This window comes from Streptomyces sp. AK02-01A (genome assembly GCF_033795305.1).
Classification (GTDB): Bacteria; Actinomycetota; Actinomycetes; order Streptomycetales; family Streptomycetaceae; genus Streptomyces.
This window is the reverse complement of sequence record NZ_JARBAE010000064.1, coordinates 14,463-29,948: the sequence shown is the minus strand read 5'-3', so window position 1 is coordinate 29,948 and position 15,486 is coordinate 14,463. Positions and strand designations below refer to the sequence as shown.

At 68.3% G+C, this 15,486-nt stretch carries 13 protein-coding genes and 1 pseudogene; 4 read left to right on the top strand and 10 right to left on the bottom strand.

Annotated elements, in window-relative coordinates; translation table 11 throughout:
- Positions 1–315: 315 nt before the first annotated feature.
- From trpD to PV679_RS33610, 5 genes are all read right to left on the bottom strand, one after another.
- Positions 316–1,383, bottom strand: coding sequence for an anthranilate phosphoribosyltransferase (trpD, locus tag PV679_RS33630; protein ID WP_319684785.1), 1,068 nt, complete (start codon positions 1,381–1,383; stop codon positions 316–318).
- A gap of 193 nt (positions 1,384–1,576) precedes the next feature.
- Complete coding sequence (locus tag PV679_RS33625; RefSeq protein ID WP_319684784.1) at positions 1,577–3,205, bottom strand: cytochrome bc complex cytochrome b subunit; 1,629 nt, start codon at positions 3,203–3,205, stop codon at positions 1,577–1,579.
- A complete protein-coding gene (locus PV679_RS33620) occupies positions 3,202–4,254 on the bottom strand; it encodes a ubiquinol-cytochrome c reductase iron-sulfur subunit (RefSeq protein WP_319684782.1) in 1,053 nt (350 codons plus the stop codon). The genes PV679_RS33625 and PV679_RS33620 overlap by 4 nt, the downstream gene beginning before the upstream one ends.
- Positions 4,251–5,060: a c-type cytochrome gene (locus tag PV679_RS33615; RefSeq protein ID WP_319684780.1), complete on the bottom strand. Its 810-nt coding sequence runs from the start codon at positions 5,058–5,060 to the stop codon at positions 4,251–4,253. Before PV679_RS33615 ends, PV679_RS33620 begins: the two co-directional genes overlap by 4 nt.
- Positions 5,061–5,128: 68 nt before the next feature.
- Entirely contained in the window at positions 5,129–5,749 is a 621-nt protein-coding gene (locus PV679_RS33610) for a heme-copper oxidase subunit III (RefSeq protein ID WP_319684778.1), read from the bottom strand.
- Positions 5,750–5,946: 197 nt separating this feature from the next.
- On the opposite strand from PV679_RS33610, the gene PV679_RS33605 reads away from it, so the two are divergent.
- Positions 5,947–6,348, top strand: coding sequence for a hypothetical protein (locus PV679_RS33605; protein ID WP_319684776.1), 402 nt, complete (start codon positions 5,947–5,949; stop codon positions 6,346–6,348).
- A 30-nt stretch (positions 6,349–6,378) separates the two neighbouring features.
- On the opposite strand, the gene PV679_RS33600 is transcribed toward PV679_RS33605, so the two are convergent.
- The 4 genes from PV679_RS33600 to coxB form a co-directional block, all read right to left on the bottom strand.
- On the bottom strand, positions 6,379–7,641 hold the full coding sequence (locus PV679_RS33600) for a L,D-transpeptidase (RefSeq protein WP_319684775.1): 1,263 nt from the start codon (positions 7,639–7,641) through the stop codon (positions 6,379–6,381).
- 112 nt (positions 7,642–7,753) lie between these two features.
- Positions 7,754–8,152, bottom strand: coding sequence for a cytochrome c oxidase subunit 4 (locus PV679_RS33595; RefSeq protein WP_319684773.1), 399 nt, complete (start codon positions 8,150–8,152; stop codon positions 7,754–7,756).
- Positions 8,149–9,894, bottom strand: coding sequence for a cytochrome c oxidase subunit I (gene ctaD / locus PV679_RS33590; RefSeq protein WP_319684772.1), 1,746 nt, complete (start codon positions 9,892–9,894; stop codon positions 8,149–8,151). Before ctaD ends, PV679_RS33595 begins: the two co-directional genes overlap by 4 nt.
- Complete coding sequence (gene coxB / locus PV679_RS33585) at positions 9,891–10,853, bottom strand: cytochrome c oxidase subunit II (protein ID WP_319684771.1); 963 nt, start codon at positions 10,851–10,853, stop codon at positions 9,891–9,893. Before coxB ends, ctaD begins: the two co-directional genes overlap by 4 nt.
- Positions 10,854–11,113: 260 nt before the next feature.
- Here coxB and PV679_RS33580 point away from each other — a divergent pair, with 260 nt between their 5' ends.
- Complete coding sequence (locus tag PV679_RS33580; protein WP_319684769.1) at positions 11,114–12,496, top strand: cysteine desulfurase/sulfurtransferase TusA family protein; 1,383 nt, start codon at positions 11,114–11,116, stop codon at positions 12,494–12,496.
- A gap of 55 nt (positions 12,497–12,551) precedes the next feature.
- On the opposite strand, the gene PV679_RS33575 is transcribed toward PV679_RS33580, so the two are convergent.
- Entirely contained in the window at positions 12,552–13,526 is a 975-nt protein-coding gene (locus tag PV679_RS33575) for a carbohydrate kinase family protein (protein WP_319684768.1), read from the bottom strand.
- A gap of 142 nt (positions 13,527–13,668) precedes the next feature.
- Between PV679_RS33575 and PV679_RS33570 the strand changes: the two are divergent.
- Both PV679_RS33570 and PV679_RS33565 read left to right on the top strand, forming a co-directional pair.
- Positions 13,669–13,880, top strand: a pseudogene (locus tag PV679_RS33570) (hypothetical protein).
- 126 nt (positions 13,881–14,006) lie between these two features.
- Positions 14,007–15,485 (top strand): hypothetical protein, encoded by a 1,479-nt coding sequence (locus tag PV679_RS33565; protein WP_319684766.1) that lies wholly within the window; start codon positions 14,007–14,009, stop codon positions 15,483–15,485.
- Position 15,486 lies beyond the last annotated feature (1 nt).

The following is a 15,486-nucleotide window of genomic DNA, read 5'->3' as shown; positions in this document are numbered from 1 at the left end:
CAGGAGGGAGCCGCATACGAGATTGCCTTTTTGCTTGGGGGCTTGGGAATGTGTAATAGAGACAGGGAGGGGGTCGTGCAGGGGTGGTGTCCGGGACGTAAAGCGTGATTTGTGGCGCACGACAACCTTCACTGGATCACCGGGCCGCACGCGCCGTAAATCATGCAGTCCAGGACACCGTCCCGGAACGACACCCGGCCACAACCCGCACCGCACCACCGGCCCACACCCACAACGCACCGCACAAGCCCGCAACCCGCGCCGGAGGCGACCCGCAACCCCCGCCGGACGGCGCACCGCAGCCCCCGCCGGAGGTCAGACCGCCTTGCTCGCCGACACCCAGCGTTCCAGCGTCCGCCCAGCCGCGCCCGAGTCGATCGCCTCCGCCGCCCGCGCGATCCCCGCCGCGAGCTGGAGGTCCAGTGGGTCCCCGGTCGGGTCCAGCGCCACCAGCGCCGCCGCCGAGTTGAGCAGTACGGCGTCCCGGACCGGGCCGGTCTCGCCGGCCAGCAGCCGGCGCGCCACATCCGCGTTGTGCGCGGCGTCTCCGCCGCGCAGCGCCTCGACCGGCACCAGCTCCAGACCGACGTCGCGCGGGTCGAACGCCTCCTCGGTCACCTTTCCGTCCCGTACCACCCAGACCCGCGAGGTGGCGGTGGTGGTCAGTTCGTCGAGTCCGTCGTCGCCGCGGAAGACCAGCGACGAGTTGCCACGGTCGGCGAGCACACCGGCGACGATCGGCGCCATCCGCAGATCCGCCACGCCGACGGCCTGCGCCCGGACCCGGGCCGGATTGGTGAGCGGGCCGAGGATGTTGAAGGTGGTCTGCGCGCCGAGCTCCTTGCGGGCCTTGGCCGCGTACCGCAGTGCGGGATGGAACTTCACCGCGAAGCAGAAGGTGATCCCCGCCTCCTCGGCGACCTCGACGACCCGGCGCGGGGTCAGCTCAAGGTTGACGCCGAGCCTCTCCAGTACGTCCGAGGCGCCGCTCGCCGACGAGGACGCGCGGTTGCCGTGCTTGACGACCTTGGCACCGGTGCCGGCCACGACGATCGCCGACATCGTGGAGATGTTCACGGTCTTGGCGAGATCACCGCCGGTGCCGACGATGTCGACCGTACGGCCCGGCACCTCGATGGTGTTGGCGTGCGTGTACATGGCGCGTACGAGGCCGGAGACCTCCTCGACGGTCTCGCCCTTGGCCCGCAGCGCGACCGCGAAACCGGCGATCTGCACGTCGGTGGCCTCGCCGCTCATGATGCTGTCCATCGCCCAGGCCGCGTCGTCCGTGGTCAGGTTCTCGCCGCGCAGCAGCGGGTTCAGCAGGCCCGGCCAGGTGCGGGCCGCCACGGTGTCGCCTCCGACAGGGGTAACAGCGCTCATGCTCGCTCCTGGGTGTCTGTGGACGGTGCCCGGCCTTGTGCGGCCCGCGCGCAAGCCTATCGGCGCGCTCCGGGCCGCGAGAGCGGGTGCCCGTACTGCGGACAGGGCCGTGTCACGCCGAGGGCCCCGGCCGGTCCCTCGCGGGGAACCGGGCCGGGGCCCTCGGTGGTGGCGACCTTGGAGGCCGGTGGGATCAGTGGTGGCCGTGGCCGCTGGTGATCTCCTTGTACTCCTCGACGGTCGGCTTGGGAATCTGGCTTCCCTCGCCGTAGTAGTTCTTGCTCAGCTTGGCCTTGAGCTTCTCGCCGGCCGTCACCTTGCGCTCGACACCGTTCTCGTCGACCGTCGGGCCGATCTCGGCCGGCTGGTACTGCTCGTGCGCGGTGAGCGTGTGCAGCGCGCCCTGTTCGAGCGGCGTGTGGACCTCGACGAACTCACCGTGCGGCAGCCGCTTGATGACACCGGACTCGCGTCCGTGCAGCACCTTCTCCGCGTCGCGCCGCTGGAGACCCAGGCAGATCCGCTTGGTGATGACGAACGCCAGGACCGGTCCGACGAAGAAGGCGATCCGGACGAACCAGGTGATCGCGTTGATCGACAGATGGAAGTGCGTCGCCCAGATGTCGTTGCCGCCGCCGACCAGCAGGACGAAATACCACGTCAGCCAGGCGACGCCGAAGGCGGTCCGGGTCGGTACGTTGCGCGGGCGGTCCAGGATGTGGTGCTCGCGCTTGTCGCCGGTGACCCAGGACTCGATGAACGGATAGACCGCGATCGCGACCAGCACCAGCGGGAAGATGATCAGCGGGATGAAGACACCCAGTACGAGGGTGTGGCCCCAGGCGTTGATCTCCCAGCCGGGCATGAAGCGGATCAGACCCTCGGAGAAGCCCATGTACCAGTCGGGCTGAGCGCCGGTGGACACCTGGTCCGGACGGTACGGGCCGATCGCCCAGATCGGGTTGATCGAGGCGATGGCCGCGACGATCGAGATGACACCGAAGACCAGGAAGAAGAAGCCGCCGGCCTTCGCCATGTAGATGGGCAGCAGCGGCATGCCCACGACGTTCTTGTTCGTACGTCCGGGGCCCGCGAACTGCGTGTGCTTGTGGTAGAAGACCAGGATCAGATGGCCCACGAGCAGGCCGAGCATGATGCCCGGCAGCAGCAGGATGTGGATTGAGTAGAACCGGGCCACGAAGTCGCCGCCGGGGAACTCACCGCCGAACAGGAACATCGACAGGTACGTACCGACGATCGGTACGGACAGGATCGCGCCCTGCATGAAGCGGACACCGGTACCGGACAGCAGGTCGTCCGGGAGCGAGTAGCCGGTGAACCCGGTGAACATGCCCAGGACGAGAAGCCCGAAGCCGAACAGCCAGTTGATCTCACGCGGCTTGCGGAACGCGCCCGTGAAGAACACGCGCATCATGTGCACGAGCATCGCCGCGACGAAGATCAGCGCGCCCCAGTGGTGGATCTGCCGGATCAGCAGACCACCGCGGACGTCGAAGCTGATGTCCAGCGTCGAGGAGAACGCCTCCGACATCCGTACGCCCTGGAGCGGGACGTAACCGCCGTGGTACACCACCTCGTTCATCGACGGGTGGAAGAACAGCGTCAGATACACACCCGTGAGGATGATGATGATGAAGCTGTAGAGCGAGATCTCACCGAGCATGAAGGACCAGTGGTCCGGAAAGATCTTCCGCATGTTGGCCTTGGCCAGGCCGTAGATCCCCAGCCGGCCGTCCGCCCAGTCGGCGACCCGCTCACCGGCGGGTGCCTTGCGGTTCTTGTCGTCCGTAGCGGTACTCATCCGCGCTCCCAGAAGGCAGGGCCGACGGGCTCGTCGAAGTCGCCGAGCGCTTCGAGGTTGCCCTCAGCGTTCACACCGATCCGAAGCTGCGGAAGAGCGTGACCGGCCGGGCCGAAGATGACTCGGGCACCGTCGGAGAGGTCGAAGGTGGACTGGTGGCACGGGCAGAGCACATGGTGCGTCTGCTGCTCGTACAGGCTGATCGGGCAGCCGACGTGGGTGCAGATCTTCGAGTAGGCCACGATTCCCTGGTGGGACCACTCCAGCTCACGCTTGTCCTTGATCTCGTCCGGCTGGATCCGGACGATCATCAGGGCCGCCTTGGCGATCTGCTTCTGGAAGTCCTCGCTGTCCTCGTGCAGCCCCTCGGGCATGGCGAAGGTCAGCGAGCCCACGACGACGTCCTCGGGACGCAGCGGCTCATTGGTGTTCATGTTGATGAGCTGCAGGCCCTTTTTCCACATCGTGGTGCGGAGCTTCTTCTCGGGCAGCGGACCCAGGTCGCGCAGGAGCACCACACCGGAGAGCGGCACCAGCGCGAGCGCGCCGAACATCGTGGTGCGGAGCAGCTTGCGCCGGGCGAAGCCGGACTCCGCCGCACCGGCCGCGAAGTCCTCCAGGACCTTCGCCCTGACCTCGGGTGCCGCCTCGATCGGATGGCGGTCGTCCGCCGTCTCGACGTCCGACATCAGCGTGCGGGCCCAGTGGACCGCGCCCGCGCCGATGCAGAACAGGGCGATACCCAGCGTCATGCCCAGCGAGAAGTGCAGGATGCTGACATGGCCGATGGGCCAGATGTAGAGGCCCTTGTCGACCGGGAACGCCACGTACGAGGCGATGAAGGCGACGGTGGCCAGCATCGACAGCAGGAACAGGAAGGCGACCGCTCGCTCGGACCGCTTGGCCGCCCGCTCGTCGATGTCCTGGATCCGCGGCTTATGGGCCGGCAGTCCCGGGTCGGCGAACGGGTCGTCCGCGTGGGCCACCGCGCCGTGCGCGGCTCCCTGCTCGCTCGGCAGGGTCTCTTCTGGAATCTCTTGGCTACTCATGACTTCTTGGCCTTAGCGGTGTGGGCCGCGACCCAGATGGCAACTGCGATCAAAGCACCCAGACCGAAGATCCAGGCGAACAGACCCTCGCTGACGGGACCGAGGCCGCCGAGGCTGAGACCGCCGGGGTTCTCCGTCTCATCGCCGTTCACCGCCTTGACGTACGCGATGATCTCCTTCTTCTGCTGCTCCGGCATCGTGGAGTCAGGGAAGGACGGCATGTTCTGCGGGCCGGTCTGCATGGCCTCGTAGATGTGCTTCGGATCCACGCCCTCAAGGCTGGGCGCGCTCTTGCCGTGGGTCAGCGCGCCACCCTCGCCGGTGAAGTTGTGGCACTGGGTGCAGTTGGTACGGAACAGGTCGCCGCCCTTGGCGATGTCCGCACCGTCGGGGCTGTACTGCTCCTCGGTCGGCACGATCGGGCCGGCGCCGAGAGAAGCGACGTATGCGGCGAGCTGGTCGATCTCCTTCTGCGAGTAGATGACCTTCTTCTTCGGCACCTGGGCGCCGGGCTGCTGGGCGGGCATACGGCCGGTGCCGACCTGGAAGTCCACGGCGGCGGAGCCGACGCCGACCAGGCTCGGGCCGTCAGAGGAGCCCTGACCGCCGGCTCCGTGGCAGCTCGCGCAGCCGACGGAGTAGAGCTTCTTGCCCTCCTCGATGGCGAGGGACTGGGAGGTCTCGTCGGCCTGCGCCTTGCCCGCGGGCGCGAACGCGGCGTACAGCCCCCCTGTGGCCGCCAGCGCGAAGAGTAGGACGACGACCGCCGCCAGCGGATGGCGTCGTCGTGCGGAGAGCTTTTTCACGGATTACCCCGGTGTCAGGATCTTCTGCGTCGGTGCTTCTGGACTGTGTGCGCGGGCGCGGTGCCCGGCTACTTGATCAAGTAGATCGTGGCGAAAAGGCCGATCCAGACGACATCGACGAAGTGCCAGTAGTAGGACACGACGATGGCGGCGGTCGCTTGCTCGTGAGTGAATCTCTTGGCCGCGTACGTCCTGCCGAGAACGAACAGGAACGCGATCAGACCCCCTGTCACGTGCAGACCGTGGAAGCCGGTGGTCAGATAGAACACGGAGCCGTACGGGTCGGAGGAGAGCGAGAGGCCGTCCTCCTTGACCAGCTCCGTGTACTCGAAGATCTGACCGCCGATGAAGATCGCACCCATCACGAACGTGACCATGAACCAGTTCCGGAGCTTCTTCACGTCACCCCGCTCGGCGGCGAAGACGCCGAGCTGGCAGGTGAGGGAGGAGAGCACCAGGATCGTGGTGTTCGTCGCCGAGAACGGGACGTTCAGGTGCGAAGCCACTTCCTTCCAGTGGGCCGCACCCATCACCGATCGCAGGGTGAAGTACATCGCGAAGAGGGCCGCGAAGAACATCAGCTCGGAACTCAGCCAAATGATGGTTCCGACGCTGGTGAGGTTCGGCCGATTGACCGACGGGTGCGCGTGCCCGGTTTCTACTGTCGTTGCTGTCGCCACGACCGACATTATGTCGGTCGCTTATCCCGCGCTCACTCCGGGGGGTGCCGTTCGGTGTGTCCATGGTGTGTGCCCTGCCCGAACGGCCCAGCGAAGGGACGTCATTACCCGTGCTGACATGCGGTCCGACGGAGTAGCATCCGCCGCATCGGTTCACGGCAATGGAGCCCTGAAGCCCTCGCAGACACTGATGTCACGGAGGAACAATGCAGCCGACCGCCACGGTGCTGGTCTACAGCGACGACGCGAACACCCGCGAGCAGGTACGGCTGGCGGCGGGACGCCGGCCGGCCGGGGATGTGCCGCCGGTCGAGTTCCTTGAGTGCGCGACCCTGCCCGCGGTACTGAAGGCGCTGGACGAGGGCCGCGTCGATGTCTGTGTGCTGGACGGTGAGACCGTCCCGGCGGGCGGTATGGGCGTCTGCCGGCAGATCAAGGACGAGATCTTCCACTGCCCGCCGGTGCTGCTGCTGATCGGCCGTCCGCAGGACGCCTGGCTGGCCACCTGGAGCCGTGCGGACGCCGCGGTGACGCTGCCGGTCGAGCCGGTCGGCTTCGCGGACGCCCTGGCCGCACTGTTGCGCGGCAGGCTCGCCGTGGGCGCCTGAGAGGCGTCCGCGAAGCGGTCGGGACCGGGATCAGATCGAGGGGCGCAGCCGCGCGTAGTCGACGGGGCTGCTGCCTTCCCTGGTCCCGGCCTGGAGGACGCTGCCCTCGCGCCACTCGTCCCAGTCCACGTTCCAGTCGCCGAAGCCGTTGCCGAAGTCCTCCATGTAGTCGCCCGCGCTGTTGATGACCTCGACGAGGTCACCCTGGCGGAAGGTCTCGAAGAACCAGGCCGCGTTGGCGGTGGACATGCCGACGCAGCCGTGGCTGACGTTGGCGACGCCCTGCGAGCCGACGGACCACGGTGCGGCGTGGACGTACTCACCACTCCAGGTGACGCGGGTCGCGTAGTAGACGGGCAGGTTGTAGCCCTCACTGCCGCCGATGCCGACGCTGGTGCCGCGCATCTGTACGTAGTACTCCTGGCCCAGCACGACCTTGACGCCGTTGCGGGTGGAGAATCCGGGCTTGCCCGTGGTGATCGGGATGTTGTTGATCTCTTCCCCGTTGACGAGGACCGTCATGTAGTGCGAGCTGGCGTCGGCGATGGCCTCGACCCGGTCGCCGATCTCCAGTTTGAGCGGCTTGGTGGCGGCGCCGTACAGCTTGTTGCTCACCCGCACACCGTCGAGGTTGCTGCTCGCCGTGATGACCGAGTTGGCGGGCCAGTACTCCTTGGGACGGTAGTGCAGCTCGGTGTCGTCCACCCAGTACCAGGCTCCGCCCTCCGCGGAGGGTGTGGAGCGGACCGTGAGGGCGCGTTCGACGACGTCCCTGGCCGCCTTTGACTTGACCGGCTCGCTGAGCGTGGCGGTGAGGGGCTGTCCCACGCCGTACTCGCCCGCCTCAGGGCCGAATTCGACCTCCAGCTTCTTCTTGGCGGGGCGCGTGTCGAAGGAGAGTGTCCGGGTGCCGGAGGCGCCCTTCTTGCTCTCGGTGGCCACCTTGACCGTGTAGCGGGTACCGGCCGCCAGCGCCGCCGTGGAGTGCCAGCGTGTGCCGTCGGCGGCCAGCTCGCCCGCCAGATAGTGGCCCTTCGTATCGATGGCGGTGACGTCCGTGATGCGGCCGTCACCAGTCCTGGCGGTGACCTCAAGAGGCTTGTTGGGGTCCGCCTTGGTCTTGCCTGTGGGGCCGCTGAAGACAATCTTGCCCGCGGCGGCGCTACTGGATGGCTTCGCGGAGAGCGGGTGACGTTTGCTGTCACCGTCACCGCACGCAGTCGCGCCCGCCACCAGGGACATGGCCAGCAGGGCGCAACTGAGGACGGTGCGGAAGCGTGGCGTGTGGTTCATGATCACACGGTAAGAAGATTCGCCACCCGCAGCACGACGAGTGAGGCAAACGGGTGGCCCGGACCCCCCTTCGGGGTGCCCGGGCCTCTCGTTCTTGCTATGACGCGTCGTTCTACTGGTTCTGGTTCTCACCGCGGTAGAACTCGAAGACCCAGCCCCAGAGACCGATCAGGATCAGCGGCGCCGAGAAGTAGAGCAGCCACCAGCCGATCGCGACACCGAGGAAGCCGAGCGCACCGCCGATGGCGAGCGAGAACGGCTGCCAGCTGTGCGGGGCGAAGAACCCCACCTCGCCGGCCTCGTCCGCGACATCGGCCTCCTTGTTGTCCTGGGCCATGGCGTCCACCCGGCGAGCGGTGAAGGCCAGATAGAAGCCGATCATGACGCTCAGCCCGAAGGCCAGGAAGAGCGCCGTCGTACCGGCCGGCTCCTTCGACCACACGCCGTAGACGGCGGCGACGATCAGGATGAAGACGCTCAGCCAGAGGAAGAGCTTGCCCTGGATACTCACTTCCCGGCCTCCTTGCCACCGACGAGGGCTTCGGAACCGACGCCGTGGCCGACGTTCTCAAGCTGGTCGAGCGCGGCGATCTCCGGGTGGTGCAGATCGAACGCCGGGGATTCCGAGCGGATGCGCGGCAGCGTGACGAAGTTGTGCCGCGGCGGCGGGCAGGACGTCGCCCATTCAAGCGAACGGCCGTAACCCCACGGGTCGTCCACCTCGACCTTTTTGCCGTACTTGGCGGTCTTCCAGACGTTGTAGAAGAACGGCAGGATCGACAGACCGAGCAGGAAGGAACTGATCGTGGAAATGGTGTTCAGCGTGGTGAAACCGTCGGCGGCGAGATAGTCCGCGTAACGCCGCGGCATACCTTCCGCGCCCAGCCAGTGCTGCACCAGGAAGGTGCCGTGGAAACCGATGAACAGCGTCCAGAAGGTGATCTTCCCGAGCCGTTCGTCCAGCATCTTGCCGGTGAACTTCGGCCACCAGAAATGGAATCCGGCGAACATCGCGAATACCACGGTGCCGAAGACGACGTAGTGGAAGTGCGCGACGACGAAGTACGAGTCGGAGACATGGAAGTCCATCGGCGGCGACGCCAGGATGACGCCGGTGAGGCCACCGAAGAGGAAGGTGACCAGGAAGCCGATCGTCCAGAGCATCGGTGTCTCGAAGGACAGTGAGCCCTTCCACATGGTGCCGACCCAGTTGAAGAACTTCACACCGGTCGGTACCGCGATCAGGAAGGTCATGAAGGAGAAGAACGGCAGTAGCACACCGCCGGTCACATACATGTGGTGCGCCCACACCGTCACCGAGAGACCCGCGATGGAGATGGTCGCCGCGATCAGGCCGATGTAACCGAACATCGGCTTGCGGCTGAAGACCGGGATCACTTCGGAGACGATGCCGAAGAACGGCAGAGCGATGATGTACACCTCTGGATGGCCGAAGAACCAGAAGAGGTGTTGCCACAGCAGGGAACCGCCATTGGCGGCGTCGAACACGTGCGCGCCGAATTTACGGTCCGCCTCCAGCGCGAACAGCGCCGCGGCCAGCACCGGGAAGGCGAGCAGGACCAGCACACCGGTCAGCAGCACGTTCCAGGTGAAGATCGGCATCCGGAACATCGTCATGCCGGGAGCCCGCATGCAGATGATCGTGGTGATGAAGTTGACGGAGCCGAGGATCGTGCCGAAGCCGGAGAAGGCCAGACCCATGATCCACATGTCGGCGCCGACACCCGGCGAACGGACCGCGTCCGACAGCGGGGCATAGGCGAACCAGCCGAAGTCGGCGGCGCCCTGCGGGGTGAGGAAGCCGGCCACCGCGATGAGCGAGCCGAAGAGGTAGAGCCAGTAGGCGAACATGTTCAGCCGCGGGAACGCCACATCGGGCGCGCCGATCTGCAGCGGCATGATCCAGTTCGCGAATCCGGCGAACAGCGGCGTCGCGAACATCAGCAGCATGATCGTGCCGTGCATCGTGAACGCCTGGTTGAACTGCTCGTTCGACATGATCTGCGTACCGGGACGGGCCAGTTCGGCGCGCATGAAGAGCGCCATCAGACCGCCGATGCAGAAGAACGCGAACGACGTGATCAGGTACATCGTGCCGATCGTCTTGTGATCGGTGGTGGTCAGCCACTTCACGACGACATTGCCCGGCTGCTTGCGCCGTACCGGCAGCTCACGCTCGTACGAGCCGTTGATCGCTGCGGCGGCACCCTGGGATTCGTTGAGGATGCTCACAGTTTGTTCGTCTCCGCATTCCTGGCCGGATCCGTCTGCGCGATGCCCGACGGGATGTAGCCGTTCTGGCCCTGCTTGGCCAGCTCTTCCAGGTGCTGCTGGTAGCGCTCCGGGGAGACCACCTTGACGTTGAAGAGCATCCGGGAGTGGTCGACGCCGCAGAGCTCGGCGCACTTGCCCAGGAAGGTGCCCTCCTGGTTCGGGGTCACTTCGAAGGAGTTGGTGTGACCCGGAATGACGTCCTGCTTCATCAGGAACGGCACCACCCAGAAGGAGTGGATGACATCACGAGACGTCAGGATGAAGCGGACTCTCTCACCCTTGGGAAGCCACAGCGTCGGACCCGGATTGCCGGTCTGCGGGTTCCGTGTGCCCGGTACGCCGGCGTCATAGACACCGTCCGCGCCCTTCGGGAAGTCCTTCTGGAACCTGTTGGGGATGGCATCGAGCTGCGAGGGGATCTTGGTACCCGTGGCGGGATTGCCGTCCACGTCCTCGATGTAGTTGAAGCCCCAGCTCCACTGGTAGCCGACCACGTTCACGGTGTGGGCCGGCTTGTCGGAGAGAGTGAGGAGCTTCGACTCGTCACGCGCGGTGAAGTAGAAGAGCACCGAGACGATGATGAGCGGGACCACGGTGTACAGCGCCTCGATGGGCATGTTGTACCGGGTCTGCGGAGGTACCTCCACCTTGGTACGGCTGCGCCGGTGGAAGATGACGCTCCAGAGGATCAGACCCCACACCAGTGCGCCCGTGACGAGCGCTGCCGCCCACGAGCCCTGCCAGAGGGAGAGGATCCGCGGGGCCTCTTCCGTCACTGGGGTGGGCATACCAAGGCGGGGGAAATCCTTGTATGTGCACCCGGTGGCGGTCGCCAGGATCAGGCCCGCAGTCAGCACCTGCGGCAGCTTCCGCCGCATCGGGCGCCGCGACGAGCGGTCGGAGCCGTTGGGACTCACGTAGCGCCTTCCCGAGAGTCTCGCCCGCGCGGCCGGCTGCGGCCGTCTCGGTCGGTCGCCGGCCCTGACGCGGGCAGGGGTTTGGATGTTTATGCGGACCAAACCCTACTGGACGCGTTTTGGGGCCGCGCGGGGAGGGTGCCCAACGCGCCGCCCGGCACCCCGAAGGGGTGGAACGGCCGCTTCCGGGAGACTTCTGACGTCTGGTCCGGGCCGCCCGGACCAGGCATGACGTGCCGGAGAGGGATTAGCGTGGTCGCGTGCCCTACTTCGACGCCGCGTCCTCCGCCCCGCTGCACCCTGTCGCCCGTCAGGCCCTCCAGGCATCTCTGGACGAGGGCTGGGCCGACCCCGCCAGGCTCTACCGGGAGGGACGCCGGGCCGTGCTGCTGCTGGACGCGGCCCGGGAAGCCGCCGCGGAGGCGGTGGGCTGCCGGCCCGACGAGCTGGTATTCACTCCTTCGGGGACTTATGCGGTGCATGCCGGAATGTCCGGAGCGCTCGCGGGCCGCCGCCGTACCGGTCGGCATGTGGTGGTGTCCGCCGTGGAGCACTCCTCGGTGCTCCACGCGGCGGCGGCCCATGAGGCCGCGACCGGCGGCGCGGTGACCGAGGTCCCGGTGGACCGTTACGGAGCGGTGTCGCCGGACATGTACGCCCGGGCGCTGCGCGAGGACACCGCGCTGGCCTGTCTCCAGTCCGCCAATCACGAGGTGGGAACGGAGCAGCCGGTCGTCGCGGTGGCCGAGGCGTGCCGCGGCATCGGCGTCCCGCTGCTGGTGGACGCGGCGCAGTCGCTGGGATGGGGCCCGGTGGAGGGCGCCTGGTCGCTGCTGACCGCGAGCGCGCACAAGTGGGGCGGGCCGGCGGGCGTCGGTGTGCTCGCCGTACGCAAGGGAGTCCGCTTCGCTCCGCAAGGCCCGGCGGACGAGCGGGAGTCGGGGCGGGTGGCGGGCTTCCAGAACATTCCGGCGATCGTGGCGGCCGTGGCCTCGCTGCGGGCGGTGCGCGCGGAGGCCGCGGACGAGGCGGTGCGGCTGCGGGCGCTGGTGGACCGGATCAGGGCCCGGGTCCCGGAGCTGGTGCCCGATGTCGAGGTGGTGGGTGATCCGGAGCGCCGGCTCCCTCATCTCGTCACCTTCTCCTGTCTCTATGTCGACGGAGAGGCGCTGCTGCACGAGCTGGACCGGGCGGACTTCTCGGTCTCCTCCGGCTCCTCGTGCACCAGCAGCACCCTGACCCCGAGCCATGTGCTGCGGGCGATGGGCGTGCTGTCGGAGGGCAATGTGCGGGTCTCGCTCCCGCTCGGTACGCCGGAGGCGGCGGTGGACCGGTTCCTGGAGGTGCTGCCCGCCGCGGTGTCCGGCGTTCGCGAACAGCTCGGCGCGCCGGTGTCGGCCGTGGGGTCCGCGCAGACGCCGGCCCTCGTGCTGGACACGCTCGGCCTGCGCTGCCCGATCCCGGTGATCGAGCTGGCCAAGGTGTTCGGTGAGGTGCCGGTGGGCGGGACGGTGACGGTCCTCTCGGACGACGAGGCGGCGCGGCTGGACATTCCGGCGTGGTGCGAGATGCGCGGCCAGGAGTATGTGGGTGAGCAGCCGGCGGACCACGGTGTCGCCTATGTGGTCCGCCGGGTGTCCTAGATCGTGTGAGCGAGAGCGTGTGACCGGGAGCGTGTGAGCGGCCGGCGGCGGCCCGTCAGCTCAGATGGGCCTGGACCTCGGCCGCCGCGTCATGGCCGTACGCCTTGGTGAAGCGGTCCATGAAGTGGTTGCGGGCCAGCGTGTACTCCTGTGTGCCCACCGTCTCGATCACCAGCGTGGCCAGCATGCAGCCGACCTGGGCCGCGCGCTCCAGGCTGACGCCCCACGCGAGACCGGACAGGAAGCCGGCGCGGAAGGCGTCGCCGACACCGGTCGGGTCGGCCTTGGCGTCCTCCTCCGGGCAGCCGACCTCGATCGGCTCCTGGCCGGCGCGGTCGATCCGGACGCCTCGCTTGCCGAGGGTCGTCACGCGGTGGCCGACCCTGGAGAGGATCTCCTCGTCGGTCCAGCCGGTCTTGGACTCGATGAGTCCCTTCTCGTACTCGTTCGAGAAGAGATAGGTGGCGCCGTCGAGCAGAGTGCGGATGTCGTCACCGGTCATGCGCGCGATCTGCTGCGAGAAGTCCGCCGCGAACGGGATGGCGCGGGTACGGCACTCCTCGGTGTGGCGGAGCATCGCCTCCGGGTCGTCCGCGCCGATCAGGACCAGGTCGAGACCGCCGACCCGGTCTCCGACCTTCTTCAGCTCGATCAGCCGGGCCTCGCTCATCGCGCCCGTGTAGAAGGAGCCGATCTGGTTGTGGTCGGCGTCCGTGGTGCAGACGAACCGCGCGGTGTGGAGCACCTCGGAGATCCGGACCGAGGCCGTGTCGACGCCGTGGCGGTCGAGCCAGGCGCGGTACTCGTCGAAGTCCGAGCCGGCCGCGCCGACCAGGATGGGACGCGTACCGAGCTGACCCATGCCGAAGCAGATGTTCGCTCCGACACCGCCCCTGCGCACATCGAGGTTGTCGACGAGGAAGGAGAGAGAGACCGTGTGAAGCTGCTCGGCGACCAGTTGGTCGGCGAAGCGGCCGGGAAAGGTCATCAGATGGTCGGTGGCGATGGAGCCGGTGACTGCGATTCGCACGGCGTGAACGCTCCTGATGAGGAAGAACGGTTGACAGTTCACGCTACCGGGTCCGGGGCGGCGCCACCTAAGACCCCGAAGTGGCTCATAGCCGGGCGTTCTCCACAAGGCGAACCGCGCGTACGGTGCGTACGGTGCAGGTATGCCGAACCACACCGTTTCGCGTGCGGCCGCTTCGTACGACTCCGGGACGAGCCTGGCGGAGCTGCGCGGGCCTGCGCGCGGATGGCACCGCACTGGACCGTGCCGGCCGCGCCCGCTTGCCCGCCGGTGCCGCCGTCTCTGATTCACGGCGTCATCGTGCCGGCCGCCTCCGCGCGGCTGGTCGAGGACATGACGGAATACGGCGGCTGACGCGCCGGGCCTTCACGCTCCGGGAACCGCGCGCTCCTCCGTTCCGTCCCATCGCTGTCCCCGCCCAGGGGATCCGGGACACGGCAGGGACGGCATGGGACGACACGCAGTCGAAGGAGCGCAGCGGTGACCAGCACAGAGCGGCCCCACGAGAGCACATCCGGTGCCGGCCCCCGGCGGAGGCGGCGTTCGCCGCTCGCCGTCGCCGCCGTCACGGCCGCGGTACTGGTCGCCGGAGGCGGTGGCGTCTATTTCGCCACGAGCGCCGCCGGTGGCGGTGCGGACGGCGGGAGCGGTGAGCCCGGAGGTGACGGCGCTCCGCCACCGCTCGCGCTCGACACTCCGGCCGGCGGATCCGGCTCCGCGGAGCCGCCCGGTATCGCGCCCGGCGAGCCCGATCCGAGCGGGGTCACCTACCGCGCCAGGGGCGAGCTGCCCGACGGTCCCGGCTCGGCCCGGGTGCACCGCACGAACGGCGAGATCGCCGCGGCCGAGGTGGCCCGGCTGGCCCGCGCGCTCGGCGTGGCCGGCGCGCCGAGGCTGGACGGGACGGTCTGGAAGGTCGGTACGGAGAAGGACGGTTCGGGTCCGCTGCTGCGGGTCGAGCGGCAGGCACCGGGCGCCTGGACGTTCGCCCGCTTCAGGCCGTCGCCGGGCAGCGACAACTGCCTCCGGGGCAAGAGCTGTCCGAGCGACGGAGGCGGTGGCTCCGGAGCCGGTCCGGCTTCCGGTGACGCGGGCCGTGCCGTGAGCGAGGCGGCGGCGAAGAAGGCGGCGGCTCCCGTGCTCAAGGCGCTGGGCCAGGAGGATGCCGGGCTGGACGCCCGCCAGCTGATGGGCGCGGTGCGGGTGGTGAACGCGGATCCGGTGGTCGGCGGGCTGCCCACCTACGGCTGGTCGACCGGGATTCAGGTGGGTGCGGACGGCCGCGTGGCGGGCGGCAGCGGAAAGCTGACGGCGCCCGAGCCGGGCGACTCGTATCCGGTGGTCGGTGCGGACGAGGCGCTGAAGGCGCTGAACAAGGCGGCCGCCGGCAGCGGCCGGCTCGGCGGCTGTGCGACGGCCATGCCGCTGGACGACGCGAGGCCGGCGGCTCCGTGCGGGCCGCGGGGCAGTGCCGCGCCGAAGACGATGGAGATCGGCAAGGCGGTCTTCGGACTGGCGCCGCACTCCGTGGACGGACGGGCGGTGCTCGTACCGTCCTGGCTGTTCGAGGTGGCGCCCGGTGGCGGCGCCCAGCCGTACACGGTCACTCAGCCCGCGCTGGCGCCCCGGTTTCTGAAGGAGCCGGCGCCGCCGCGCGGCCGGGCGCCCGGTGGTTCCGCGGGCTCCCGTCCCGGCGCGTTCGCCGATGTCATCTCGTACAGCGTGGACGGGCGGGTCCTCACCCTGCGTTTCTCGGGTGGAGTGTGCAGTCCCTACTCGGCGTCGGCGGACGAGGGCGGCACGGCGGTGAAGGTCAAGGTGGCCATGGCCGAGCCGGCTCCGGACACGGTCTGCGTGGCACTGGCGAAGTTCCAGACCGTGTCGGTGACGCTGGACAGGCCGCTGGGCGACCGGCTGGTGGTGGACGGGCGTACGGGCGAGAAGCTGCCGCCGAGCTGAC